The sequence below is a fragment of the Candidatus Symbiopectobacterium sp. 'North America' genome (assembly GCF_015762685.1).
In the GTDB taxonomy this organism is placed as follows: domain Bacteria; phylum Pseudomonadota; class Gammaproteobacteria; order Enterobacterales; family Enterobacteriaceae; genus Symbiopectobacterium.
This window is the reverse complement of sequence record NZ_PEHF01000089.1, coordinates 21,178-45,232: the sequence shown is the minus strand read 5'-3', so window position 1 is coordinate 45,232 and position 24,055 is coordinate 21,178. Positions and strand designations below refer to the sequence as shown.

The 24,055-nt window shown below is 52.1% G+C and carries 18 protein-coding genes and 10 pseudogenes; 16 read left to right on the top strand and 12 right to left on the bottom strand.

Features of this window, described 5'->3' with window-relative positions; all coding sequences use genetic code 11:
- Positions 1-23 precede the first annotated feature (23 nt).
- From CS369_RS19245 to CS369_RS19230, 4 genes and pseudogenes are all read right to left on the bottom strand, one after another.
- The gene (locus tag CS369_RS19245; RefSeq protein ID WP_196908321.1) at positions 24-1,523 is read right to left on the bottom strand and encodes an MASE1 domain-containing protein; all 1,500 of its coding nucleotides are present in this window, start codon (positions 1,521-1,523) and stop codon (positions 24-26) included.
- 7 nt (positions 1,524-1,530) lie between these two features.
- Positions 1,531-2,160: pseudogene (locus CS369_RS19240) on the bottom strand (response regulator).
- Positions 2,161-2,271: 111 nt separating this feature from the next.
- A complete protein-coding gene (locus tag CS369_RS19235) occupies positions 2,272-2,670 on the bottom strand; it encodes a rhodanese-like domain-containing protein (RefSeq protein ID WP_196908320.1) in 399 nt (132 codons plus the stop codon).
- An 82-nt stretch (positions 2,671-2,752) separates the two neighbouring features.
- A pseudogene (locus tag CS369_RS19230) lies at positions 2,753-4,173 on the bottom strand (PLP-dependent aminotransferase family protein).
- A gap of 151 nt (positions 4,174-4,324) precedes the next feature.
- Here CS369_RS19230 and CS369_RS19225 point away from each other — a divergent pair.
- The 4 genes and pseudogenes from CS369_RS19225 to CS369_RS19210 all read left to right on the top strand — a co-directional run.
- Positions 4,325-5,119: pseudogene (locus tag CS369_RS19225) on the top strand (YggS family pyridoxal phosphate-dependent enzyme); the annotation flags it as partial.
- Positions 5,120-5,175: 56 nt separating this feature from the next.
- Positions 5,176-6,351: pseudogene (gene glyA / locus CS369_RS19220) on the top strand (serine hydroxymethyltransferase).
- Between the two features lie 12 nt (positions 6,352-6,363).
- Positions 6,364-6,609 (top strand): LysR family transcriptional regulator, encoded by a 246-nt coding sequence (locus CS369_RS19215; RefSeq protein WP_196908319.1) that lies wholly within the window; start codon positions 6,364-6,366, stop codon positions 6,607-6,609.
- Positions 6,610-6,618: 9 nt separating this feature from the next.
- A complete protein-coding gene (locus CS369_RS19210) occupies positions 6,619-7,293 on the top strand; it encodes a LysR family transcriptional regulator (RefSeq protein ID WP_196908318.1) in 675 nt (224 codons plus the stop codon).
- Here the strand turns inward: CS369_RS19210 and CS369_RS19205 are convergent.
- Both CS369_RS19205 and CS369_RS19200 read right to left on the bottom strand, forming a co-directional pair.
- Positions 7,290-9,279 (bottom strand): annotated as a pseudogene (locus tag CS369_RS19205) (TonB-dependent copper receptor). The gene CS369_RS19210 and the pseudogene CS369_RS19205 sit on opposite strands and share 4 nt — an antisense overlap.
- A 207-nt stretch (positions 9,280-9,486) precedes the next feature.
- Positions 9,487-9,882 carry a DUF2946 family protein gene (locus CS369_RS19200; RefSeq protein WP_196908317.1) on the bottom strand — a complete coding sequence of 132 codons (396 nt, stop codon included), beginning with the start codon at positions 9,880-9,882 and terminating at the stop codon, positions 9,487-9,489.
- 178 nt (positions 9,883-10,060) lie between these two features.
- Here CS369_RS19200 and CS369_RS19195 point away from each other — a divergent pair.
- Positions 10,061-10,749: pseudogene (locus CS369_RS19195) on the top strand (TetR/AcrR family transcriptional regulator).
- A gap of 210 nt (positions 10,750-10,959) precedes the next feature.
- Positions 10,960-11,926, top strand: a pseudogene (locus CS369_RS19190) (MDR family oxidoreductase).
- Positions 11,927-11,979: 53 nt separating this feature from the next.
- On the opposite strand, the gene CS369_RS19185 reads toward CS369_RS19190, so the two are convergent.
- The 4 genes and pseudogenes from CS369_RS19185 to CS369_RS19170 all read right to left on the bottom strand — a co-directional run bounded on the left by CS369_RS19185 (position 11,980) and on the right by CS369_RS19170 (position 15,008).
- On the bottom strand, positions 11,980-12,387 hold the full coding sequence (locus tag CS369_RS19185) for a hypothetical protein (protein WP_196908316.1): 408 nt from the start codon (positions 12,385-12,387) through the stop codon (positions 11,980-11,982).
- Positions 12,388-12,392: 5 nt separating this feature from the next.
- Complete coding sequence (locus CS369_RS19180; protein WP_196908315.1) at positions 12,393-12,752, bottom strand: hypothetical protein; 360 nt, start codon at positions 12,750-12,752, stop codon at positions 12,393-12,395.
- A complete protein-coding gene (locus tag CS369_RS19175; RefSeq protein WP_196908314.1) occupies positions 12,745-13,434 on the bottom strand; it encodes a hypothetical protein in 690 nt (229 codons plus the stop codon). Before CS369_RS19175 ends, CS369_RS19180 begins: the two co-directional genes overlap by 8 nt.
- Positions 13,435-13,632: 198 nt before the next feature.
- Positions 13,633-15,008: pseudogene (locus CS369_RS19170) on the bottom strand (M24 family metallopeptidase).
- Between the two features lie 347 nt (positions 15,009-15,355).
- Between CS369_RS19170 and CS369_RS19165 the strand changes: the two are divergent.
- The 6 genes from CS369_RS19165 to CS369_RS19140 all read left to right on the top strand — a co-directional run bounded on the left by CS369_RS19165 (position 15,356) and on the right by CS369_RS19140 (position 18,031).
- The gene (locus CS369_RS19165; RefSeq protein WP_196908313.1) at positions 15,356-15,541 is read left to right on the top strand and encodes a hypothetical protein; all 186 of its coding nucleotides are present in this window, start codon (positions 15,356-15,358) and stop codon (positions 15,539-15,541) included.
- Positions 15,542-16,018: an RraA family protein gene (locus tag CS369_RS19160; protein WP_196908312.1), complete on the top strand. Its 477-nt coding sequence runs from the start codon at positions 15,542-15,544 to the stop codon at positions 16,016-16,018.
- Positions 16,019-16,031: 13 nt separating this feature from the next.
- Positions 16,032-16,550 carry an RraA family protein gene (locus CS369_RS19155; RefSeq protein ID WP_196908311.1) on the top strand — a complete coding sequence of 173 codons (519 nt, stop codon included), beginning with the start codon at positions 16,032-16,034 and terminating at the stop codon, positions 16,548-16,550.
- Positions 16,551-16,695: 145 nt separating this feature from the next.
- Entirely contained in the window at positions 16,696-17,121 is a 426-nt protein-coding gene (locus tag CS369_RS24705) for an MFS transporter (protein WP_196908310.1), read from the top strand.
- Positions 17,122-17,263: 142 nt separating this feature from the next.
- Positions 17,264-17,704 carry a hypothetical protein gene (locus tag CS369_RS24700; RefSeq protein WP_280514830.1) on the top strand — a complete coding sequence of 147 codons (441 nt, stop codon included), beginning with the start codon at positions 17,264-17,266 and terminating at the stop codon, positions 17,702-17,704.
- 3 nt (positions 17,705-17,707) lie between these two features.
- On the top strand, positions 17,708-18,031 hold the full coding sequence (locus CS369_RS19140; protein WP_196908308.1) for an MFS transporter: 324 nt from the start codon (positions 17,708-17,710) through the stop codon (positions 18,029-18,031).
- Positions 18,032-18,099: 68 nt separating this feature from the next.
- Here the strand turns inward: CS369_RS19140 and CS369_RS19135 are convergent, their stop codons facing one another.
- Positions 18,100-18,258 carry a hypothetical protein gene (locus CS369_RS19135; RefSeq protein WP_196908307.1) on the bottom strand — a complete coding sequence of 53 codons (159 nt, stop codon included), beginning with the start codon at positions 18,256-18,258 and terminating at the stop codon, positions 18,100-18,102.
- Positions 18,259-18,404: 146 nt separating this feature from the next.
- Between CS369_RS19135 and norV the strand changes: the two genes are divergently transcribed.
- From norV to CS369_RS19115, 4 genes and pseudogenes are all read left to right on the top strand, one after another.
- Positions 18,405-19,850, top strand: a complete 1,446-nt coding sequence (gene norV / locus CS369_RS19130; RefSeq protein WP_196908306.1) for an anaerobic nitric oxide reductase flavorubredoxin — start codon at positions 18,405-18,407, stop codon at positions 19,848-19,850.
- Positions 19,847-20,974 (top strand): annotated as a pseudogene (gene norW, locus CS369_RS19125) (NADH:flavorubredoxin reductase NorW). Before norV ends, norW begins: the two are co-directional and overlap by 4 nt.
- A gap of 156 nt (positions 20,975-21,130) precedes the next feature.
- Positions 21,131-22,030 (top strand): annotated as a pseudogene (locus tag CS369_RS19120) (EamA family transporter).
- 30 nt (positions 22,031-22,060) lie between these two features.
- On the top strand, positions 22,061-22,555 hold the full coding sequence (locus CS369_RS19115; RefSeq protein ID WP_244665110.1) for a phosphoribosyltransferase: 495 nt from the start codon (positions 22,061-22,063) through the stop codon (positions 22,553-22,555).
- Between the two features lie 45 nt (positions 22,556-22,600).
- On the opposite strand, the gene CS369_RS19110 is transcribed toward CS369_RS19115, so the two are convergent.
- The gene (locus tag CS369_RS19110; protein WP_196908305.1) at positions 22,601-23,803 is read right to left on the bottom strand and encodes an NAD(P)/FAD-dependent oxidoreductase; all 1,203 of its coding nucleotides are present in this window, start codon (positions 23,801-23,803) and stop codon (positions 22,601-22,603) included.
- Positions 23,804-24,055 lie beyond the last annotated feature (252 nt).

Below are 24,055 nucleotides of genomic sequence, written 5' to 3'. Positions count from 1 at the left end.
ATTATTCCTAGTTCAAACCACCTTTAAGGCAAATTTGTCGGCAGCTTAACAATTATGCGTGTTCCTTTACGTCGTTGTAACATCCATTCGCCGCCCAGCGCATGCACGCGTTCTTCAATGCCACGTAAGTCGAAGCCTTCCTGTACTTGTTCTGGTATGCCAATGCCGTTGTCTTTGACTTCCAACATCAGCATGCCGGGCAGTGGTGTCAGGAGAAAGCGCACCCGGCGTGCGTTGGCATGTTTGCTGATGTTATTGAGCAGCTCCTGCACCAATCGATAAAGGGTAAATACCATGGTATCGTCCGTTGGCGGCTGCGGCAGGCGATAATCGAGCCGGAAATCGATGCCGCGTTGCGCAAAAGCAAACTCATCCGCCAGATGGTGCAGCGCCTTTTCCAGTGACATCTCGTTTAGCACCGGTGGGCGCAATTGACGTAACAGTTGGCGCTTCGTGTGGTGTACGCGTTGCGCCAGTTGGGTAATTTGCGCGGCGGCCTGCGTGGTCAGCAGCGGTTCTGGTCGGCGGGTAATCATCGCCGCTTGTATCTGAATTGCCGTAATATTTTGTCCGATGTCATCATGCAACTCGCGCGCGATATCCTTGCGAATATCTTCCTCGGTGGAGACCAAACGCTGCATCAACTGACGCCGCCTGTTCAGCTCTTGCTCCAGGCGTTGGCGATAGCGGTTCAGGCGCTGGGCCAGTTGCTGCTGACGGCTGTTGGTGATACCCAGACCAATGCTGAGCAGCGCCTGCGTGGAGAGAGACAGCTCCAGTTCGATAATGTCATGAAACGCGCCGCTCATCTGGCGGGTGATGGTAATCAGTAAGCTGCCTAATATCGCCGCCAGCACCCCGCATTGCCAGCCAAAGGCATAGGCCATCACCACGTTAGGCAGAAATACCACAATCAGCAATAAGCGCTCGACATCCGGCGACAACGAGATTTGCACGCCCACCGCCAGTGAGAAAAACAGAGAACACCAAACCAGCAGCGAGGTACGTAACGGCGGGTTGGAGAGGTTTTGCGCCAGCAGGTTTTGCAAGTGTTGCTGCTTGAGATACTCATAGATCAGGTAGATAAACGGGATCAGCAGCACGCCGCCGGTCAGGCTTGCCAGCAACGTATGGGTAAGCGGAGAAGGCAAACCGGCACCGGGCAGTGCCATTTGCAACAGGCTGTTGAGAGAAACCGCGATCAGCAGCAGCAAGAGCCGCTGCCAGTACAACGTGTAGCGATGCCATTGGCTGTGGGTCAGCCAGGCGGGCAGCAGACTGAACCAAACCGATGCCAAAATAACCCACTGGGTTTGTAGTTGCTGCGTGTGCAGCCAGAACAAGAGGGCGGTTTCCACCCCGATGATCACGGTCCAGTAACGGCGTGTCAGCAGAATCAGCAACGCCAGACGTAGCCTTTGGGGCAATAACAATGCCGCCTGCTGGCCGTTATCATTGAGATAGAAGCTGATGGTCCACAGCGCCAGAAACAGCATCAATCCGCAGCGCCGTAGTGCAGACATGGTCGTATTACGCTTTATTAATCAAATGGTGTTGCAAGGCGAAGTGCACCAGCTCAATGGTGGATTCGCATTGCAGTTTGCCAAGCACGTTGGCGCGGTGCACGTGCACGGTTTTATGGCTCAGTGCCAGGCGCTCGGCAATGGCTTTGACGCTGACACCCGCCTCCAGCAGATCGAACACCTCACGTTCACGCGGGGTGATTTCATGCAAGACATCTGATTTTTACGGCGGATGGCGCAGAGCGCGCATCGCATCGGCACATAGATAGGTACCGCCCGCGTGCACCGCGCGTAGCGCCTGCACCAGTTCTTCCGGGCCACAGCGTTTGGTGAGATAACCGCGCGCGCCCGCATCCAGCGTGCTTTGCACAAACGCTGAAGTGTCATAAATGATGAGGATAATGGCGCGAAAATCCGGACGTTTTTGCCGCAAACGAGCCAGCAGGTTCAGCCCGCTCTCGTCGGGCATATCAATATCCATCACCGCCACATCGCTATTCATGCGCAACAGTGACGACCAGGCGCTGGCGGCCGAGGCATATTGCCCGACCACCTGCATATCAGGCTCGAGTGAAAGCAATTGGGCAAAACCGGAACGTACCACTACGTGGTCGTCAATCAAGGCTACATTAATCATGTTGCTGTAACAGTCATGAAAACTTTCTGCATCATGCGCAGGAAAAAACAGTTACAGCAACCATCAATCTATAAATTGTCGGGGGGTTAACACTATTTGCCGGGCGATGGGTTAGCAGCCGCACAGCGAAGGGCGTTTTGCCTGCCCCTGACTGCCTTCTGTGGAGTAGCCATCCCGTTTCCACCAGTCCAGTCCGCCAATCAGTTCTTTGACTTCGAACCCCAGCATTAACAGCTTAAGCGCGGTTTGCGTTGAGCCATTGCAGCCAATACCGTCACAGTAGCAAATGTAGAGCGCCGATTTGTCCAATGTCGTGGTGGTGTCAAACGAGAGCGATCGATGAGGCAGATTGACGGCTCCGGGAATATGTTCGATCTGATAATAGCTGTGTTGCCGACCATCAACCACCACCAGGTTTCTGCCTTGCTGGCGCGCCGCGTGCAGATCGGCTGCGTCAATTTCGAACGTCAATTTTTGCTGATAGTAGTTGATTTGCTCAATGATAGACATAATTTCCCCCTTTTGATGACGTTATGTAGCACAACGAGCGTGGATAAACGCTCTTGTCGTAAGCGGGAAAATAGCAGGTCTGTTAATGCGGTAAATTCAATTGTTTTTCAGTCATATGAAGTTTTTTGAGGGCGCTTGCCAACGTTTTCACGGCAATCTCCAGTTCATAGGGCGTGTGGGCGGCGAATCCCATCAGAAAACCGGTGCGGTGTTGATGCAAGGCGGATAGCGTTGAGAGCCCGAGCAGGTCAACACCCGCCTGGCGGGCGCACTCGACCGCCTCACGTTCGGGAATATCGCGGATAAATACACAGGGCATCTGCATGCCGCCGCTGGGCACTAATGGCTCCACGACATCGGCCAGATGCTGTCGAACCAGTCGCGCCAACACATCGCGACGCTCGGCATACAGCAGGCGCATGGTGCGTACATGGGCACCAAAGTGGCCATCTTCGATAAAGCGCGCCAGTGTGAGTTGGGGGATGGGGGCACTGTGGCCGTCCAGCAGGGTACGGGCCACGGTCATCGGAGCCACCAGTGACGGTGGCAGCACCATATAGCTGATACGCAGGCCGGGAAACAGTGATTTCGTGAAGGTGCCGATATAGATCGTCCGCTCGTGCAGGTCCAGCCCCTGTACGCACGCGGTGGGCTTGCCCGCATAGTGGAACTCGCTGTCGTAATCGTCTTCGATGATCCAGCTGTGGTGCTGTCTGGCCCACTCAATAACGGCCAGCCGTCTGTCCAAAGATAGCGTTGCACAGGAAGGAAACTGGTGTGACGGCGTCAGAAACACCGCTCTGGGCAGGGTTTCCGAAGCGGCAGCGGCGGTAAACAGCTGGTCCACTCTTACCCCATCGGCATCCAGCGGTACTGGCACGCTGATGAGGCCAGCCGCATCGAACGCTTTGCGCGCGCCGTGATAGGCCGGGTCTTCGAGGAGGATTTTGTCGCCCACATCAAGCAAAACCTGGGCGCACAGCGTTAATGTCTGCTGGGAACTGGTCAGTATCAGCACCCGCTCAGGTGTTGCGCGTGCACCGCGCTCCAGATTAACGTGATTGGCAATGGCCCGACGCAGAGGCTCCATGCCCTGTGGTGGGCTGTGCAGCAATGCTTGCGTGCCATATTCTTTCAGTATCTGCCGTTCCAGACGTTCCCAGACGGCGAGTGGGAAACTGCGCGTTTCCGGCACGCCCGGAGCAAAAGGGCGGGAGATAAGAAAATCGCGCACGCCGCCGCCCTGAAACATGGCGCTACCACGCTGGCTCAGGCGCGGTGTCTCGCTATCAGCCTCTGCGCGCCGAGGTTTACCGCGACCGGGGAAACGCCCAGCGATGTCGCTAATGCGCGCGATGCGGGTAATGGCTTGCCCACATCCAACATGCCATCAAGGATCAACTGGCGTACCGCCCGCTGTATGCGCACGTACAGCGGCAGGGCGCGCTGTGCTGGATCGCCGATCCAGGCTTTGACCGACTCAAGCTGAGCATGTTTGAACAATTGGTCTGTATCCCTTCAGGTAATTGGCTGGATGAATCAGGCCATTTTAGCGCTATAAATAACGGGTACAACCGCTACGCGCTACAACCCGTTTTTTTCCTTTTTCAGAAGTTAACGTCAGGCCATGTCATCTTCTACTTAACGCGCATCGCTTTCTGAGAGCACGCAGACCCATCACGATCGCCACGGCCTTTATCCTGAGGCAACGAGCGTTGAGGATTTCCGACACAACCTGACGGTGGTACAGGCGCGTATCGCGGCGGCCTGTCAGCGCGTGGGGCGCGATCCTGCCTCGGTGCGCCTGCTGCCGGTCAGCAAGACCAAACCTGAAAGCAACCTGCGACTGGCGTATGCGGCGGGGTGCCGCATGCTGGGTGAAAACAAGGTGCAGGAGGCGTTGGGTAAGTGGGAGGCCATGCAGGATCTGAGCGATTTGCAATGGTCAGTCATCGGCCATTTGCAAACCAATAAGGCTCGGCTGGTGGCGCGTTTCGCCACCGAATTTCAAGCGCTGGACAGCCTGAAACTCGCCGAAGCGCTGGATCGCCGTTTGCAAAATGAAGGACGTTCGCTGGATGTGTTTGTGCAGGTCAACACCTCCGGTGAAGCGAGCAAATATGGCCTCGCGCCCGAGAACGTACCGGCATTTATTCAGACATTGCCTGCTTTCACGGTATTGCGGGTGCGTGGATTGATGACGCTGGCGCGCTTTTCCAGCGAGGCGGAACGCGTACGCGAGTGCTTTGTGTTGTTGCGCACCCTGCGCGATCAATTGCGGCAAAGTGCTCCCGCAACGATTGCGCTGGATGCGCTATCGATGGGGATGTCGGGGGATTTTGATATAGCGATCGAAGAGGGTGCCACCGTGGTGCGCGTCGGACAGGCCATCTTCGGCGCGCGAGCACTGCCTGACAGCCATTTTTGGCCCGGAGAAGCATCGCAATAATGCGCATTCTCCACCCATGAATCCAATACGATTATTTCAATTGAGAGGACCCTGCCATGTATGACGCTTCCCTTACTCTGACCGATGTCGATCCTGAACTGGCGGATGCCATCCTGAATGAACAACTCCGTCAAGAGGAGCATGTCGAACTGATTGCTTCTGAGAACTACGCCAGCCCGTTGGTGATGGCTATCCAGAATTCCGTGTTCACCAATAAATATGCCGAAGGTTACCCTGGCAAGCGCTATTACAGCGGCTGCGAGTTTGTTGATGTGGCGGAGCGGTTAGCCATTGAGCGCGCCAAAGCGCTGTTCGACTGCGATTATGCCAATGTGTAGTCCCATGCGGGCGCTCAAGCCAATGCGGCGGTGTTTCTGGCGCTCACCAATCCCGGTGATACCGTAATGGGCATGAATCTGGCACAGGGGGGCACCTGACGCACGGTAATCCGTCTAACTTTTTCGGTCGTCATTACAAGATTGTGCCCTACGGGCTCGATCCTGAGACCGGGCTTATCGACTATGGCGAGATGGAGCGTATTGCGCTGGAAACCCGTCCAAAAATGCTGATCGGCGGTTTTTCTGCCTACTCGCGCCACAAAGACTGGGCGCGCATGCGTGCCATCGCCGATAAAGTAGGGGCGGTGTTTTGGGTGGATATGGCGCATGTTGCCGGTCTGGTCGCGGCGGGGGAATACCCTAATCCGTTACCCTATGCTCATGTAGTCACCAGTACCACCCATAAAACCCTGCGCGGTCCGCGCGGTGGCATCATCCTCGCCAAAGGGCAGAGTGAGGATTTTTACAAGAAGCTCAATGCTGCCGTATTCCCCGGCATTCAGGGCGGGCCATTGATGCACGTGATTGCAGCCAAGGCCGTCGCTTTCAAGGAGGCGCTGCGCCCTGAGTTTACCACCTACCAGCGGCAGGTGGTGACCAATGCCCGCGCCATGGCGGCGGTGGTGCAGCAGCGTGGTTACAAGATTGTCTCGGGGGGGTACGGATAACCATCTGATGCTGATTGATCTTTCCGATCGCGCATAAACGGGAAAGGACGCCGATGCGGCACTGGGTGATGCTTATATCACCGTGAATAAAAATTCCGTGCCGAACGAGCCCCGTTCGCCGTTTATCACCTCAGGGCTGCGCATTGGCACACCGGCAGTGACCATGCGCGACCGGGTGCGTAAGAAGGTGGTGGATCTGTGCTGTTGCCATCCGGTGTACCGATAATCGGTGCACACCTTGCGCTGCGTTGAAAAGGATAACAACGGCTGCTATAAAGGGAGAATCAAGGTAGCCGGGTGGTGTATGGACAGCAAGGTACTGAAGCATTTTTTAAAAATCGTCCAGTTAGGATCGCTGACAGCGGCGGCCGATGACGCTTGTCTGACGGTTCAGGCGCTGGCGGCGCAAATCAAAAAACTGGAACAGCATATGGGCCTGCGGTTGCTCAACCGCACCAACAAGGCCGTGTCGCTGACCCCGTAGGGTCAGCAAATGCTGCCAGAAATCATGACGATGGTCAGAACGGCGGAGCAACTGCAACGCAAGGTCGATCAGTTGCGCCAGCATGCGCCGACGACGCTACACATCGCGCTGAACAGCACGTTTTCGCTGGATATTAACCACTGCATCATGAACTTTATGATGGATACGCTGCACGGTTACCGCATCGTATTCAGCAGTTCTGAATCGCCGGAAAATCTGACCAAGCTGGCCAATGGCGATGCCGATATGGCTGTGGTGATTGGCTGTCCGGTGCACTGTGATGACCCCATCTACCTTATTGATGCGTTGAAGGTGTCGATCGTGGCCGCGATGGCACCGGGCAGCGCGCTGGAACAGGCGCCGTTGATCAAACCGGTGGCGGAGTGCGCTTATGCCCGTGTGTTTGAGCGCTTTGTCGCCATGCATCAGCCGTGGGTGCAAGGGAAAGCAGTTTACGATTCCGGCAGTGAACAAGTCAGTATGTCATTAATGAAAAGTCGGGGTGGGGTAGGCATGGTGATTGCTGAAGCGCACCAACTGACCGTCGTACCGGATTTCAGGGATGCGCTGGATGCGTATCTGGTGATAAAAAACCCCTTACTCTCTGAACAAGATATCGCGGCGCTCAATGTGTTACTCTCATTGCCGACGGCAAACGTGTCGCCGGCATCGGCATGGGTTTAGAACGTCACGTTAATTTTACCCCAGAAGGTTCTTCCCGGCTCATTCACCGTGGTATTGGCGGAGTAGCCAAAGCTGCTGTTACCGGCGAGATTCAGGTGTTCGCTGTAGGCGGTGTTAAACAGGTTATCGACGCCTGCGCTGACCTTCACCTGCTCAGTGACCTTATACGCCAGATTGGCAGAGAAAATGGCGAAGCCGCTGCTGCTACCAAAGTCTTTACCGACCACATTGCCTTCATTAACCGCTAACCGGTTCTGGCTGCTGACCAGTCGCAGCAAGTCGCCGCTGCTCCAGTTGCCGGATTCCCAGGAGAGCCCTAAGCGCGTTTCCATAGGTGGGATTTGCGGCAGCGGGCGACCGTTTGAACGGTTTTCTGCCCAGGAATACGCCAGGCTGGCATCGGTTTTCCAATGATCGGTCAACTGATAGCTTAAGCCGGTCTCGCCGCCCAGAGTGAGTGCGTTGACGTTATCCGCCTGGCTTATACGAGCATTGTTGGCATCGTAACGAAACAGAATAAAATCATTCACCCGACCCACATAGGCAGAGACCCAACTGGTCAGGCGCTCCCCTTTGTATTGTGCGCCGATATCCAACTGGGTAGTTTTCTCCATTTTCAGGTTATCGAATGCGCTGGCGCTGCCTCCGGGCCCGTGAGTGGGTGAAAACAGCTCCCAGTAGTCGGGGAAACGTGTGGTGTAGCCTACGCCGGCATAGACCATCAACGGCAGTGAGGCGACGGAATGCTCCACACGCAGGAAGCCCGCGGGTAGCGTGGCGCTGCGGCTAGGTTGTTCTGCTGTGGTGAAGTTATCGACCTGTGCACGATCCAGTCGGGTACTGGCAATAACCTTGTTTTGTGCGCTGGCCTTCCAGGTCAGTTCACCGAACAGGCCATAATTGTGGAAACGGGCATCTTTATCCCAACGGCCGTTGTCCAAACTGCGGTGGGTATTCAACTGAGTATCGACACCCGTTTGAAGCTGGTAATCCTGCCACAACCAGGTGGTCATCATCCTGCAGCCGACGGTGCGGCGATCCAGACGCATCGCCATTGCCATCGGCATAGACATCCCCATGCTGCCCATCGACATGCTGCCCGGCGTGCGCAAACTGAAGTTATCCATCACGTGGTCGGCATACTTGTAATAGGCGCTGGCTTCGAACTTGTCGAGCAGGGGGCCAATGTTGCTTTTTTCAAAACGTAGGCCCAGGCTTTCGCGCTTAAACTGCGAGCCATCCATGCCGCGTCCCGCGTAGCGTGCTTCGCCATCGCCCTTGCCAGCGGAGAGTTTCAGCAGCGTATCTTTATCCGGTGTCCATCCCAGTGCGATATCGCTGTTTCACTTATCCCACTTTGACGGTACGCGGCGATTGTCTCCGTCCTTGTAGTCGTTGGCGCGGGATGTGTTTCCCGTTAGCCGCAGATAGCCCTGTTTGTTGCCAACGCTGATATCCGCATTTTGATCCCAGCGGCGGTTGGAGGCAGCCAGCAGACTGACATTTCCTTTGACGCCCACCTGCGTGAACTGAGGGGGAAGCCGCTCGAAACGCAGCGTGCCCGCAGAGTTACCCGGCCCCCATAACACGCTTTGTGGTGAGTACATCGTAACTTTCCGGCGAGATATAAGAGCTGGGGGCATCCATACGCGCCGGGCAGGCACCGAGCATTTCGCCATCGTTGGTGAGCAGCCGCAAACGCGATCCGAACATACCGCGGAACACTGGGTCACCGTTGGTGCCGCCATTGCGAATTTGGCTAAAGCCGGGGATGGTTTTCAGGTAATCCGACCCATCGCTAGCGGGCACGGGTTGGCGCGGCGTTTTGGGTGAGGTCACAATGGTTAACGGCGAACAGACCGGAGCCATCACCGTCATCACATCCTCTTCATCGTGGTGGTGTGTGTTTTCTTCGCTGGCCGTTGCCTGAAGCGGCAAGGTGCATATTACCGCCAGTGATGTGGTTAACATTTTAGTTTTTTTCATTACTCTCACCTGTCTTCGATCGCACGTATGACAAACGCCACGATCGGGAGCCACCTGATCCCGGTGGATAAAAAGGGTATGTCGTTGCGAAAAGGCGGATGCGCATTTCGAACGAAATGAGATCTCCCTGGTCCATAAGCGCGAGCGTTATGGGCACGACGTATCCACGGTGTTAATCCGATAGCCGGTTACTGTGAAAAAGGAGATTTACGCTATGGGTGACAGGTGAAAGCGTAGCGGCGCGCGCGGAAGATACGTGGCATCAAGCGGGGGACAGTATGGAGGCAAAACGCGGGGTAGCGGCGGTGCCCGTGCTAACAGGACCATCAGCCATACCATAGGGATAAAGATACCGATGATAAAGGGCACATGCACCAGCAGTTCACAGTAGCTGCAGGCGAACCCTTCTTCCTGCATCATGGCGGCGTGATGATGTGCCGCAGGCGTTGCGCTGTGATGATTAATTGCCATTTCATGCGCTTGCGGTAACGGCATCCGCTCGGCGCGCCCCTTTGATATCACCGGAGCGACAAACAGCAGTAGCACCGCCAGTAATGCCATGCAGGCTGCGCTTTTTTGTGCCGTTGCGTGTGAAACGATCATCGGGGTCAGAGAAACCAGAGTGGAAACAGAGGCGTAGTTTATCGCAGGAATATTGATGAGAATGAGAAATATTATTTTATATTATCGATTTCTTGCTTTATGTCATACTTGGTTGAACCTTGCCGTATCAGACAGAGTCCCTCTGCACTTGCCATAGTGAAATTAGGGTGATGGGTGTATGATTTTAGCCGTTGGATCTCAGGAGACTGATGTGAGTACGGATATTGCGCCACGCGGCAGAGGTCGGCCGCCAAAAACCGATGCGAGCTATAAAGACACGCGCGAAGTGCTGATTCGCAGCGGGTTGCATTGCTGACGCAAAACGGCTTTCTCTCCACCGGCATTGATGCCATCGTGAAAAACGTCGGTGTTCCCAAGGGTTCTTTTTATTACTATTTTGAAAATAAAGAGGATTATGGGAGAACGGTGCTCGCGTCCTATGACAGTTTCTTTCAACATAAGCTGAATAAATTTCTGTCGGATGCCTCCGTGACGCCGATGAAACAGCTCAGCCATTTTGTGGCGGATGCAGGCCGAGGCATGCAGAAATACGCCTTTACCCGGGGTTGTCTGGTGGGTAATTTGATGCAGGAAACTCCTGGATTGCCCGATGCGTTCCGAGGACAGTTGCAGCAGATTCTCAAGGCATGGCAAGGGCTGGTGGAAACCTGTTTGCGAGCGGCACCGATCGCGGGTGAAATCCGCACGACGACGCCACCCGAGCAGCTGTCGGAGATGTTCTGGAGCGGTTGGGAAGGGGCGGTGATGAGAGCCAAGCTATACCAGTCCACACAACCGCTGAATGAATTCTGGTACTTCTTTTCCCATGCCCTGGGTTATCACTCGGATGATGAAATATCACGCTGACAGCAGCGTGTTTTTCACCGTCGTGAAATTGATAAATAACAAACTTTTCTCACTCTTCACTGCTGGTTGCTGCGCTGCGCTTGAAACGCAATGTGATGACAGTTACCGTGGTATTAATTTATAGACGATCGGTCAATAATTAATTTGGTGAATTTTACGGCTGCGTTCCCCTGATGGGCGAACGATACGGAGACGAGGTTTACATGTTCAATGCAATCGAAGGTTGAAGGCAATTATCATGCAGCGCTGGTGGCACAAGAGGAAAGTGCATTGCCGGAAGGGGACGTTACTGTCGCCATCGACTACTCCTCCATCAATTACAAGGATGCGCTGGCTATTACGGGGCGCGGTCCAATCGTACGTAAATTCCCGATGGTGCCCGGTATCGATTTTGCTGGCACGGTAATAGAAAGCATTAACCCAGAGTACAAAACCGGTGACAAGGTGCTGTTGACCGGATGGGGCGTTGGGGAAAAACACTGGGGTGGTTTGGCGGGTAAGGCTCGAGTGAGCGCTGAGTGGTTGGCTCTGTTGCCACAGGGTTCAGACGCCAGACATGTGATGGCGATTGGTACGGCTGGGTTTACCGCGATGCTCTGCGTCGAGGCAGTGTTAAACCACGGGGTGAAACCGGAGGACGGTCCGGTGCTGGTAACTGGTGCCAGCGGCGGTGTAGGCAGCTGTGCGGCCCTTATTTTGGCGCAGTTGGGGTATCAGGTGGTGGCTTCTACGGGGCGCCCGGCAGAGGCTGATTGGTTGCGCAATGACGTCGGGGTGAGTGAGGTTATCGATCGTGCCGAACTGAGTGCGCCGGGTAAACCGCTGCAAAAAGAGCGCTGGGTGGCGGCGGTGGATACCGTGGGCAAGCCATACGCTGGCTAACGTGTGTGCCAGCCTTCAGTACGGCGGCATCGTTGCTGCCTGTGGTATGGCACAAGGGTTGGATCTCCCGGCAAGCGTTGCGCCGTTTATCCTGCGTAACGTGACCTTGCAAGGTATCGACAGCGTAATGGTCAGTACGGAAAAACGCCCGGCGCTCTGGGAAAAAGCCTGCAAATACCTGCCGATGGCAAAACTGGCTGCGTTAACGACGGAGTACCCGTTGACCCAGACCATTGATGTTGCCGGAGCCTTATTGGCGGGCAAGGTGCGAGGTCGTGCCGTGATCAAGTGCTGATAGCCTGATGTGACTGGCCCGCTTGATTATCGGGGTGGGCCAGATACCTTTATTTATGTCCTGCTGGGGTTACTGTTTTGGCAGCGGTGGTGAAGGTAATGACATACCCTGTTCGCTACTCTGCCTTGCTCCGCAGCATAGCTGTCGAGATTAAACTGTCGGATAGCACTAAGTCGTTGTTCTATTTTCTTCATATCTAATGCAGCCCTGAAGACTTTTATCTTTTTCAACCTGTACTCTATTTCCCTGTTTTTATCTTGCTCAGTGAGCGGTGATGATGCAGGCGGCTGTATTGCTTCATGACTTATATTATCCAGCGTGTGTTTAACTACGGTTTTAGCGCGTATCGATGCCTGTTTATTTATTTGGTGCAATAACATCATAGCTTGGTCTGGCGTTTTTACTGTTGTCAGATATTCGTCAATGTTTCGGTGGTCTATACCAGGGGAGGTTAATGTCATGCTGCTCATTTTTTTGTAAAATCACCGGCGAATACTGCTTGTTTTATCAATCTGTTAAGCTGATCGAAAAAATTATTTTTGCTGATATGTAATTGGCTCATCGTCACGTTGAGGGTGCTACCCTCTTCGTTAAACTCTTTTTCTTTAATGATGAACTTTATGTCAGGGAGGAATAAAAATTCATTTTCTCTATTATCCATGATTTCTGATAAGTGTGCACCGGAGTATGGTGTTATTTTATCTATAGTATAAAGTACATTTATTTCTCCCTGCCCTAACGCTTCCTTATCACCGAGGAAGGATTCAGCAATATCTTGATCGTCGGAAGTACTGAAGAATATGGGGGAGGAAAAAATGTCACCCATCTTCAATGTCCTCAAAATCCTTACTTTTTCTTACTTCTTCTCGGAAAAAGGGAACGGCGTTGCTGAAATACTCACTATCATTGGCTTGCTTCATGACCAAATGGTGTAGGGTTAATGCCAGTTGAGCAATATGCGGCGGTCTGAGGGTTCCCGGTGGAAGGGTTAATAAGGTTTTATTGATATTTACGTAGCCATTCTTACCGTAGTCATAAATCGAGAACAGGTCAATGAAATGAAATTTCGCATACAGTTTTTGCGTGTTAAATGAGTCTATTAATTCATCCATATTCTCATCAGGGCCTGCAATTGATTTATTGAGATACTCTTCTGAATAGATATCTTTCAGTTGCAGAATAGCCTGTTCTTTATCATTAATAGCACCTGAAATTTTGTAAGATGAGTCTACAAAATTTCTCAGGTGTTTCAAATGTTGCCCTTCAGCAATGGAAATATATGTCATTAAACCTGTTGGCTTATAAATTGAAACCACGGTTTCTTGTTCTTGGTGCTGTGTGAATATTGCCGCATTGTTTGCAATGAGATTGAGGTTTTCCGTGACGTTTCTGCAAGAGGGACTTGGTTTGCTGTCTGTATATCGGCCATCATGGGGATTATGTTGCTCTGTGTTCAGGGAGAAAGAGGTTGGCAGCGATGGGCTGTGACTCGGGATATGACTAAACATGGCGCATCCTTATGCAACGTGCAGAACGAGCCTGTACTGAATGACATAATCCCTCTGATTTCTTTCAAAATTCAATTTTATGATTTTGACATCATTAGTGTGTTTATTAACAATTAGTCTTGGGTTCAGTCATTATGGGATAGCGTGTTTGCTATCCCATAATGACTGAACCCAAGATGAGCATTGGCGGCACGGTAGTTATCTTCCACAAACCAATGCTTTTTGCTTATCCAGCAGAAAAGGACGCAAATAACCGACGATATTGGACATCGGTAGAACATCGGCATGCAATGGAATGTGTAATACCTCTTCCAGATACGTTCTGCGTGTGAGAATACGCTGCCACAGCGCCGGGTACGCGCAGGCCAATTCGGACCGCAGGTCTGCGTCAGCCAATGCCACTGTATCTTCAATGCTGGCGCCCGCATAGCCCGCTACCGAAGGGATGATATCGATCTGCAACAGCATACCGCTGGCGAGCGCGACGGGGGAATCCTGGCTGATGGGTGAGCAGAGCCACTCTTCATCTGCCACCAAATGGCCAGGATTCAGATGCCAGTGAAACCGCTCTTTGGGTAGGACATCCTCAATTAATGCGTATATTTCCCTGCCCGTGATACCGACGCGAAGCGCGGTCAGCCAGCAAACCACGGCGTGATAATAAGGAATAGCGACACGTTCCAGACAGTCATTGGTTTTGGCTGACAGCATTTCGCGATGTTTTACCACATAGGCCGCTCGGCTGCTGAGACCCCCTTTAAAGCCGGGGTGGTGAGGGACAACTTATCGCCTGGCGCTATCTTTTTATCGCTGGGATAAAGCCGGGCTTGCTCAAAGCGATCGCCGGTGGCAGCGATGGTCACCACGGTGTGAGGTTGCCCTTCGGCAGTCAGCAGCGCGGCAATCTCTTTTTCTGTTTTATCCAACTCTATCGCATTGAGCATGGCAGTGTAGGCCAGATTCGCCCCGTATTCATAATGCGCCAGCTCGTGGGCCCCCGTTGGGCGAAATAAAAATACCGGTGGTATTCACCAACGTGGTGGTGGAGGGCTGCGTGTCCCGAATGCTTTGATAAATAAAATGTGGAATATCAAACATGGCTTGGCCTGAAGACCCGCTTAACGTCAGGTGTTTCCAGCCAGCAATGCCGACTCGCTGGCAAAGCTGAATGCCCGATCGCGCAAGCAACGTGGTGAGATCGAAATCGGGCGGCATTGGTTGATCGGGCAGTGAGAAGCAGGGGCGTGTAAAACGGCGCCGGGCAGTCGGGCGTGAGGCACCAGCTTGAGATTTTCATTCCCCATGACATAGGTAGTGGCACCATTTTTTGTGACGATCAGTAGTGCCTCTTCAAAGCGGGCAATAAACCCACTCAGGTACTCGAAATTGCCGCCATGCTCTTTATCGGCATAGATAATCAATGCATCAAGACCCTGCTGACGCATGCCCAGTAAGACGAGCTTTAGGCGTTCTCGCAGGGTTTCATCGCTAAGAGGGGTGCTCTGCACACTCGCATAGGTTTCCGGCTGAGGAATGGCTTGCAGTGTGTATGATTCCGATTCATTCACTGTCATGATCGCCTCTGAATAACGGGGAAACGGTTTCTGCCTCTGATTGTATGAACGAATTATAACCTAACCTGACTTTATCTCGCGGTGTCGGGTCTAGCGAGAATAAAGATTTTTCAGCGGATCACATTTTAGTTATTGCCATCGAAGATTTAAACTATTTTTATATAATAAAATTATTTTAATGCTATGAATTTAATGGTTTTTATTTTTTTGTTTCATCATGTGATAGTGCTGTTTTTTTACCATGTTCATTTTTTCTTAACTTAGGTTCAGTGATGCACCGTTGCGGCCCGTGTGGCTATTTCAGATATTTATGGCGAAATGTTTTTGTGTTTATACAGAGGTTCGCAATGAATGATGCTGAATATTTAGCAAAGGTCAAAACACTGACGACGCCGGAACTTGCTGATGAGCTTGATTTCTTTTTTTTGCCTCGAACATTACTGGGTCTGAAGGCAATTACGGGAAATCAAAAAATAGCAGGATGGGCCTGGACGGTGCGTTATGTTCCTGTCGATCCCGATAATCCTGGCTAGGTGGGCGATTATATCGATCAGGTTGAGCCAGGGGATGTTGTTGTTATTGATAATGCTGGCCGACTGGATTGTACCGTATGGGGCGGCATTTTAAGTCAGGTGGCGGCGGCTAAAGGTATTGCCGGAACCATTATTAATGGTGTAAGCCGTGATACCGATGAGGCGATAAATGCACATTATCCGATTTATGCCTGCGGTAATTATATGCGTACAGGCAAAGACAGGGTTCAGGTCGCTGCGGTAGCCGGTGCCGTTAATATCTGTGGTGTGTTAGTGAATCAGGGTGACCTGATAGTGGCCGATATTGATGGTGCGGTAGTGATTGGTAAAAAACATATTGCTCAAGTCATTGATCACGCATTGGAGATGAAAGCAATCGAAGAGCAAATTGTTAATGATGCTCTGGCCGGAATGTCTATTTCTTCCGCCAGGAAGAAGCATAATTATCATCTGTTACAACGCAATCCCTCTTTATAAATAAGGCCATATCGTGAAAAATGAAAATACGCTGACTGATGCCGTGGTCGAACATTTAATTCGACTGGGAAGCGCTACCGTTTATGAAGCGCAAGGGGCCGTTGGGGCATTGTCTGAAGCAATAAAGCCGCTGGCCCGCGGTATGAAAATGGCGGGGCCTGCATTAACGTTACATATGCGTCCCGGCGATAATTTGATGGTGCATTACGCCTTAATGCATGCAAAGAAAGGGGATGTACTGATTATTAATTGTGATGGTTTTACAGGCGCGGGTATTTGGGGCGATGTACTGACGACACAGGCGCAGCATATTGGTCTGGCGGGACTAGTGGTCAATGGTGCGGTAAGAGACAGCGATGCGATTATTGAATCTAGTTTTCCTGTCTTTGCACGAGAAATCTCTATTCGAGGAACGGAGAAAAAACAACCAGGCACGTTCAATGGAACGTTGATTATTGGTGACTGTATTATCCGATCGAGTGATATTGTGGTCGGCGATTCGGATGGCCTGGTCGTCATTGAGCGAGAATAGATTGATAATGTTATAAAACTCTCCGATGAGAGAGAGGAAAAAGAAAATAACTATAAAAATAAAATTATCAATGGTGCAACAACAGCGGAATTGATGCAGCTGAACCGCGTCTTTGATTATCTCGATGTAAAATGAGGTTTTGAACATGAGTCTGAATATAGAACAGGCAGCATCAGGGGTTAAACCGACTCATCATCGGTGGTGGGTCGCTTTTTTATTTTTTCTGATTTATACCATTGCGGCAGCAGACAGGGCTAACCTGGGAGTAGCTCTGCCGTTTATCAGAAAAAAATTTACCATGACCAATGCGGAAGCCGGCGCGCTTGTCAGCCTGTTCCTGTTGGCTTATGCCTTTATCCAGATCCCTTCAGCCTGGTTGATTACGCGCTTTGGTGTGCGAAGGGTCTTCACGTCATCTATGATCCTCACCTCTATCGCGACTGCGCTGACGGGATTTGCCGGGTCCATCTTGCAACTGAAAATGTGCCGGGTGTTGTTAGGCATTGCTGAAGGTCCACTGCCTATTGGCGTAACCTCCACCATTAACAACTGGTTTCCGTCAAAAGAGTAGGGCATTGCCTCGGGTATTTTTCTCTCTTCTATCAAGCTGGGGCCGGTGATAACGCCGATCATCGGTTCGTTTATTATCATGCATTGGGGATGGAAAGAGGTCTTTATATTTTTTGCTCTGCCAAGCGTGATCACTGCCAGTGATGTGGTTTCTGTTTGTGAAAGACAAGCCTGCTGAGTCAGTCTTCGTTAACCAGCAGGAAGTAGACATCATCAATGAAAAGCAGACGACGGCGCAGGTGCAGGAGAAGAAAGTCTACAAACGGATACCTTATCTGGACCGGTTTATTCGGGTACGCAATACCCCTAAAGTCACCACAACTCAGCAAGTGTATCGCTCATGGAATGTGTTTGGTTGCGGTCTGGGCTACTACTGTCAGCTAGGGATTTCCAGCTTGTTGCTGGCCTGGATCCCTACCTATCTGCTGTCAGAAAAAAACCTTTCTGTGGTGGGTATGGGGTTTGTCTCTGCGGCACCTTGGGTCGGTGCAGTGCTGGGTAATCTGCTGGGTGGCATCCTCTCTGATACGTTGCTGGATAAACGCAGAAAACCTGGCATGTTGCTCTCGGCAGTTTCGACATAGGTAATGATGCTGTGCCTGCTCTATATGCCTGCGAATCCCGCGTTGTGTGCCTTGCTGCTGTTCATGACCGGTTTGTTGTTGAGCATTGGGTTCTCAGCCTACATGGTCTACCCCATGTCTTTCGTGGCAAAAGATAAATTCCCGGTTGCCAATGCTATTGTCAACATGAGGGGGCAATTAGGCGGTGCGGCCACGCCCTTTATTGCCGGGTTAATTCTTGACCATTACGGTTGGAATACTGTGTTTCTGTTTATGGCGGGTATTTCATTACTGACATTTTTGGTTGTCGTCACCATTGATGAGCCGATGGAAAACTGTGACGCCTAACCTTTGCTATTGAGATAATAAACGTAAGTTCCGGGGAAGCTGCGTATACGCTTCCCTTTTTTACTTTATTATTCAGCGATCTTTTTCATGGTATCAATAAAGGCATGGATATTCGGGTTGGTGTTTTTCGGGTTGTAAACCGCGTAGATATAGCTGAGGCAGCGAAAATCTTCAATCGGCAGAAAGATGATGTCTTGCCGGTTATTGGGAATGGTGGTTTTCCCCACCAGAGTTACATAAGTATAGTCATTATGACATTTTTCTTTTTTGAAGAAACAATAAAGTAATTTAAAAGCAAATAATTAATAACATGGCATGCCAATTGATATAGCCCAACTATCTTATTCGCATTACCGCATAATTTGAGGTTGATATGGCTATTCATGTAAAGAACAACATCCATTGGGTAGGGCAACGTGACTGGGAAGTGCGTGATTTTCACGGCACCGAATACAAAACCTTGCGCGGCAGCAGCTATAACAGTTACCTGATTCGTGAAGAGAAAAACGTGCTTATCGACACGGTGGACCACAAGTTCAGCCATGATTTCGTCCAGAACCTGCGCGCAGAAATCGATCTGGCGCAGATTGATTACATCATTATCAAACATGCGGAAGAAGACCATGCGGGCGCGTTAACCGAGCTGATGTCGCAGATTCCCAATACGCCTATCTACTGCACCGCCAATGCCATTGACTCCATCAATGGCCACCACCATCACCCGGAATGGCGCTTCCACGTGGTGAAAACCGGCGATACCCTGGATATTGGCAATGGTAAACAGTTGGTGTTTGTGGAAACACCTATGCTGCATTGGCCGGATAGCATGATGACCTACATGACGGGCGATGCGGTGCTGTTCAGTAACGATGCATTCGGCCAGCACTACTGCGATGAACGTCTGTTTAACGACGAAGTTGACCAGACCGAACTGTTTGAGCAGTGCCAGCGTTACTACGTCAACATCCTAACCCCGTTCAGCCGACTGGTGACGCCGAAAATCACTGAGATCCTCGGCTTTAATCTGCCGGTTGATATGGTTGCTACCTCACACGGTGTGGTGTGGCGTGACAACCCGACGCAAATCGTGGAGCTGTATCTGAAATGGGCGGCGGATTATCAGGAAGATCGCATCACTATTTTCTACGACACCATGTCCAACAACAAGCGCATGATGGCGGACGCTATCGCGCAGGGTATCAACGACGTTGACCCACGCGTCGCGGTGAAAATTTTCAATATATCACGCAGCGATAAAAACGAGATTCTGACTAACGTGTTCCGATCCAAGGGGGTTCTGGTGGGTTCTTCCACCATGAACAATGTCATGATGCCCAAAGTGGCAGGCATGCTGGAGGAATTGGCGGGGTTGCGTTTTCGCAACAAGAAAGCCTCTGCGTTCGGCAGCTATGGTTGGAACGGCGGTGCGGTCGATCGCGTGCAAACCCGTTTGATGGATGCCGGTTTCGAAACCACCATTGCCCTGAAGGCCAAATGGCGTCCCGATATCGATGCGCTGGAAATGTGCAGCGAGCACGGGCGTGAAATTGGCCGCCAGTGGGCGCTTTCCCCGTTGCCGGAGGCCGTGCGCGCAACGCCGCAACCAGACGCCTGCGCGTGTGCAGCGAAAGCTGCCGACGATCTGGGGCCACAGATGCAGTGCAGCGTCTGTCAGTTGGTGTATGACCCGGCACACGGTGAGCCGATGCAGGATGTGGCACCCGGAACGCCGTGGAGCCAGGTGCCAGACAGTTTCCTGTGCCCGGAATGTTCCCTGGGTAAGGCGGTATTTGATGAACTGGCGGTGGAGGCGGTATGAGTCACGGCATCGTTATTATCGGCTCAGGCTTCGCGGCGCGCCAATTGATGAAGCATATTCGCAAGCAGGATACGGCGATCCCGCTGTCGTTGATTGCCGCTGACAGCATGGATGAATATAACAAGCCCGATCTCAGCCATGTGATAAGCCAAGGGCAATGCGCCGACGATCTGACTCGTTAGTCGATGGGGGCATTTGCTGAGTAATATCAGCTACGGCTCTACCCAAATACACAGATCACCGACATCGATGTCGCACATCATCGTGTAAAAAGTCACGACAGCGAATGGTGCTACGGCAAGCTGGTGCTGGCAACGGGGGCTTGCGCATCGGTGCCACCGGTTCCGGGGCATGAGCTGATGTTGACGTTGAACAGCCAGCAAGAATACCGCGCGTGTGAAGCGCAGTTGCAGGATGCGCGGCGGGTGTTGGTGGTCGGCGCGGGGCTGATTGGTAACGAGCTGGCGATGGATTTTTGTCGTGCCGGTAAGGCGGTTACGCTGGCCGATTGCGCTGCCAGCGTGTTGCCAACATTGCTGCCGCCGGAAGTGAGTGGCCGCCTGCAACACTGTCTGGTCGATATGAGAACGAATCTGTTGTTGAAAGCAAAACTGCAATCGCTGGAACAGACCGAGAAAGGCATTCGTGCCCGATTCAATGGCGATCGCATCAGTGACGTGGATGTGGTGGTGGCCGCGACCGGCCTGCGCCCGGAAACGGCGCTGGCGCAGCGCGCCGGGATTGTCACCCGACGCGGCGTGGTGCTAGACAGCACGCTGCAAACCAGCCAGGCGGATATCTATGCGTTAGGTGACTGTGCCGAGATTGCAGGGCAGGTACGACCCTTTCTGCAACCGATCCAGCTAAGCGCTATCGCACTGGCGAAAACGCTGCTTGGCGTTAATACCGCGCTCGCGCTGCCCGCCATGCTGGTGAAGGTGAAAACACTGGCGCTGCCGTTACATCTGGCCGGAGAATCAGGTAGCCGTGACTTGCGTTGGCAGATTGCCACGGCACCGGAGGGCATGGTGGCACAGGGAAGGGATGAGGAGGGGAAGTTGCGTGCGTTTGTGGTGAGTGAAGATCGGATGAAAGAGGCGTTCGCGTTGCTAAAAGCACTATAACCTGGTGTATGGGTAAGATTTTTTAGGCTAACTTATCGAAAAGGCTGTCTATCTTCAGTATGGTGTAAGGCATAGTGCGATAACGTATTGGTTGCGTGCCGTGAGCGTGATTAATAGGTGTCGCCTTACTCCGTTTTATTCCGCCATGAGGTTGTGATGAGTCTTGCCAAACAAGGCATGTTGTACGTGTTAGTCGCCTCCATTCTGTGGGGCAGTTCTGGTGTTTGTGCCCAATACTTGATGGAGCATCTGCATATTTCCGCCGGTTGGTTGACGATGTCGCGTCTGCTGTTTTCCGGCATTATTCTGTTAATGCTCGGTTTCTTGCAGGGGCAGCCGGTGTTCAGCGTATTTGGCGAGAAGAAAGAGGCCATCAAGCTATTTATTTTCAGCCTGTGCGGCACGTTGACGGTGCAGTTTACTTTTTTGGTTACGATTGAAAAATCAAATGCGGCAACCGGGACTATCCTTCAGTTTCTTTCCCCAACGGTGATTGTCACCTGGTTTGCGCTGACGCGGAAAAAGCTGCTGGGTGTGTTCGTTAGCGCCGCGATACTCACTTCGCTGGCGGGCACTTTTTTGCTGGTGACGCACGGTAATCCGACGTCGCTGTCGATCTCGCCTGTGGCGTTGATCTGGGGGATTGCCTCCGCCTTTGCTGCCGCCTTCTATTCCACCTACTCCTAGGGGCTGATCTCCCAACACGGCACATTGCTGGTGGTGGGGTGGAGCATGTTTATTGCCGGGGTATCGATGATGCCGTTTTTCCTGCTGCCGGAAGAGAATATTGCGGTTAACGGTCTGGGCCTGTTTGCCTTCTTCTATCTGATTATCGTGGGCACTGCCGTGACGTTTAGCCTGTATCTCAAAGGCGCATCGCTGATTGGCGGCCAAAAGGCCAGCATTCTTAGCTGCGCAGAGCCACTGACCAGCGCCGTACTGTCCTTGCTGCTGTTGGGCATTACCTTCACGCTGCCTGATTGGCTCGGCACGCTGCTTATCCTCTCATTCGTGCTGCTGATTGCCATTGATGCCAAGGGTAAATTACACCGTTAATCTGAGGGGAATCTGCTATGAAACATGAACATGTCGGTGACGTTATCCTCGATTGCGCAAGGTGTCAGTCAGGTTGCCGCGCAACTCAATCAGGACTTTTATGAGGCCGTTGTCATTACGGTAGTGCCAGGTGGTATACTCTACACGGCAGACCTGACCAGACAGTTAACATTTGATATCAATATGGATTATATTTCCTGTACACACACCCCGGGAGACAGGAATAATCATTCCCCCATCGTGTTCCATAATAATATCGATATCAGTAACCGCCATGTCATCCTCATTGATGATGCGATTGAGTCAGGTGGGACAATGAAGCGTCTGGTTAACCATATCTCCGAGCACTTCACGCCAAAATCGGTCTCTGTGGCCGTTTTGTTTGTCAAACCAGGTCGGGTTGATATCCCTGTTAAACAATATTTTGCGTATGAAATGGACAACTATGATTTACTGATTGGCTATGGTATGCCGTGGGAGAATAAGTACAGAAATCTCCCTTACGTCGCCAAATTGAAGCGTTAAGCGCCTGTCAGCAACGATCAAACCGATCATGTGGGTACACCAGACCTACTTATGTTGGACAACGTTCAACGCCTGCGCACACGCCCAAGCGGAACTCCACGCCCACTGGAAGTTATAGCCGCCCAGCCAGCCGGTAACGTCCACCACTTCGCCGATAAAATAGAGGCCTGGCACTTTACTGGCCTCCAGAGTTTTTGACGATAACTCACGCGTATCCACGCCGCCGAGGGTGACTTCTGCGGTGCGATAGCCTTCCGTACCGTTGGGTTGCACTTGCCAGGCGTGCAGATTTTCAATGAGCGCTGCGATCTGTGGGGATTGCAGCTGCTTCAGTGAAACCTCGGGCACTATCCCCAAGGTTTGCAGGCACTCGACCAAGCGTTTCGGCAGCCACAGTGCCAGCGTATTTTTCAGGCTTTGATTGGGGTGTGCTGCACGTTGCTCGGCAAGCAGTACGTTAAGATCGTGCTGTGGCAACAGATTGATTGTCACCATTTCGCCCGGTAGCCAATAGCTAGACAGTTGCAGAATGGCCGGGCCAGAAAGACCACGATGGGTAAACAGCAGACTCTCTTTAAAGCTGACACCGTTTTTCGCGATCACCACCACGGGCACGGAAACGCCGGACAGCGTCTGTATCTGCTCCAGCAGCGGTTTATGTAGGGTAAACGGTACCAGCGCGGCGCGTGTGGGCAGAACCTTAAGGCCAAACTGTTGTGCGACCTGATAACCGAAGGGGGATGTGCCTAGTCCCGGCATGGAAAGCCCCCCGCTGGCAATCACTACCTGTGGAACTGTGAGCGCGCCATTGGCGAAGGTGAGGGTGAACGTTGAGCCCGTCCGTTCAATACGCTGGAGTTCACTGCGTAGACGAAACTGCACGTTGCCGAGTTCGCACTCGCGCATCAGCATGTCCACAATCTGCTGCGCGCTGTCATCACAGAACAGCTGCCCAAGGGTTTTCTCGTGATAGGCAATACCGTGCCGATTGACCAGATCGATAAAATCCCACTGGGTGTAACGCGCCAGCGCGGATTTGCAAAAATGCGGGTTTTCAGACAAATAAGTTGCTGGCTCGGCGTACATATTGGTGAAATTGCAGCGACCACCGCCCGACATCAATATTTTGCGACCGGGTTTCTTGCCGTTATCCATCAGCAGAACGCGCAGTCCGCGTTGTCCGGCCTGTGCGGTGCAAAACAGACCAGCAGCACCTGCACCCACAATGACAACATCAAACGTATTCACAGTGCGCTCTCCTGCCAATGGCGATATAAAAAGTTAGCATTTTCACCGATAACCTACGGGCGGCTGATTGTAGTGTCAGGCGCGAAGGGATGCCAGCGTAACAAAATGTATATTTATACAAGAATATGTATTTTTTTATTTTATTGAGATAAATCCGACCAATAGCCGAATTGGTCATCTTTTCGTCAAAAAAAGTCATATTTTCCTTTTCCCGTTTAGGCTTGTCGTAGATAATGCGCCGCGTTCATGACC

Excerpts from the sequence above, each read along its gene's own strand:
- CS369_RS19245 (WP_196908321.1), bottom strand. The coding sequence starts at position 1,523 with ATGTCTGCACTACGGCGCTGCGGATTGATGCTGTTTCTGGCGCTGTGG.
- CS369_RS19235 (WP_196908320.1), bottom strand. The coding sequence starts at position 2,670 with ATGTCTATCATTGAGCAAATCAACTACTATCAGCAAAAATTGACGTTC.
- CS369_RS19210 (WP_196908318.1), top strand. The coding sequence starts at position 6,619 with ATGCTGCCAGAAATCATGACGATGGTCAGAACGGCGGAGCAACTGCAA.
- CS369_RS19200 (WP_196908317.1), bottom strand. The coding sequence starts at position 9,882 with ATGATCGTTTCACACGCAACGGCACAAAAAAGCGCAGCCTGCATGGCA.
- CS369_RS19185 (WP_196908316.1), bottom strand. The coding sequence starts at position 12,387 with ATGACATTAACCTCCCCTGGTATAGACCACCGAAACATTGACGAATAT.
- CS369_RS19180 (WP_196908315.1), bottom strand. The coding sequence starts at position 12,752 with ATGGGTGACATTTTTTCCTCCCCCATATTCTTCAGTACTTCCGACGAT.
- CS369_RS19175 (WP_196908314.1), bottom strand. The coding sequence starts at position 13,434 with ATGTTTAGTCATATCCCGAGTCACAGCCCATCGCTGCCAACCTCTTTC.
- CS369_RS19165 (WP_196908313.1), top strand. The coding sequence starts at position 15,356 with ATGAATGATGCTGAATATTTAGCAAAGGTCAAAACACTGACGACGCCG.
- CS369_RS24705 (WP_196908310.1), top strand. The coding sequence starts at position 16,696 with ATGAGTCTGAATATAGAACAGGCAGCATCAGGGGTTAAACCGACTCAT.
- CS369_RS24700 (WP_280514830.1), top strand. The coding sequence starts at position 17,264 with ATGTGGTTTCTGTTTGTGAAAGACAAGCCTGCTGAGTCAGTCTTCGTT.
- CS369_RS19140 (WP_196908308.1), top strand. The coding sequence starts at position 17,708 with ATGATGCTGTGCCTGCTCTATATGCCTGCGAATCCCGCGTTGTGTGCC.
- norV (WP_196908306.1), top strand. The coding sequence starts at position 18,405 with ATGGCTATTCATGTAAAGAACAACATCCATTGGGTAGGGCAACGTGAC.
- CS369_RS19115 (WP_244665110.1), top strand. The coding sequence starts at position 22,061 with ATGTCGGTGACGTTATCCTCGATTGCGCAAGGTGTCAGTCAGGTTGCC.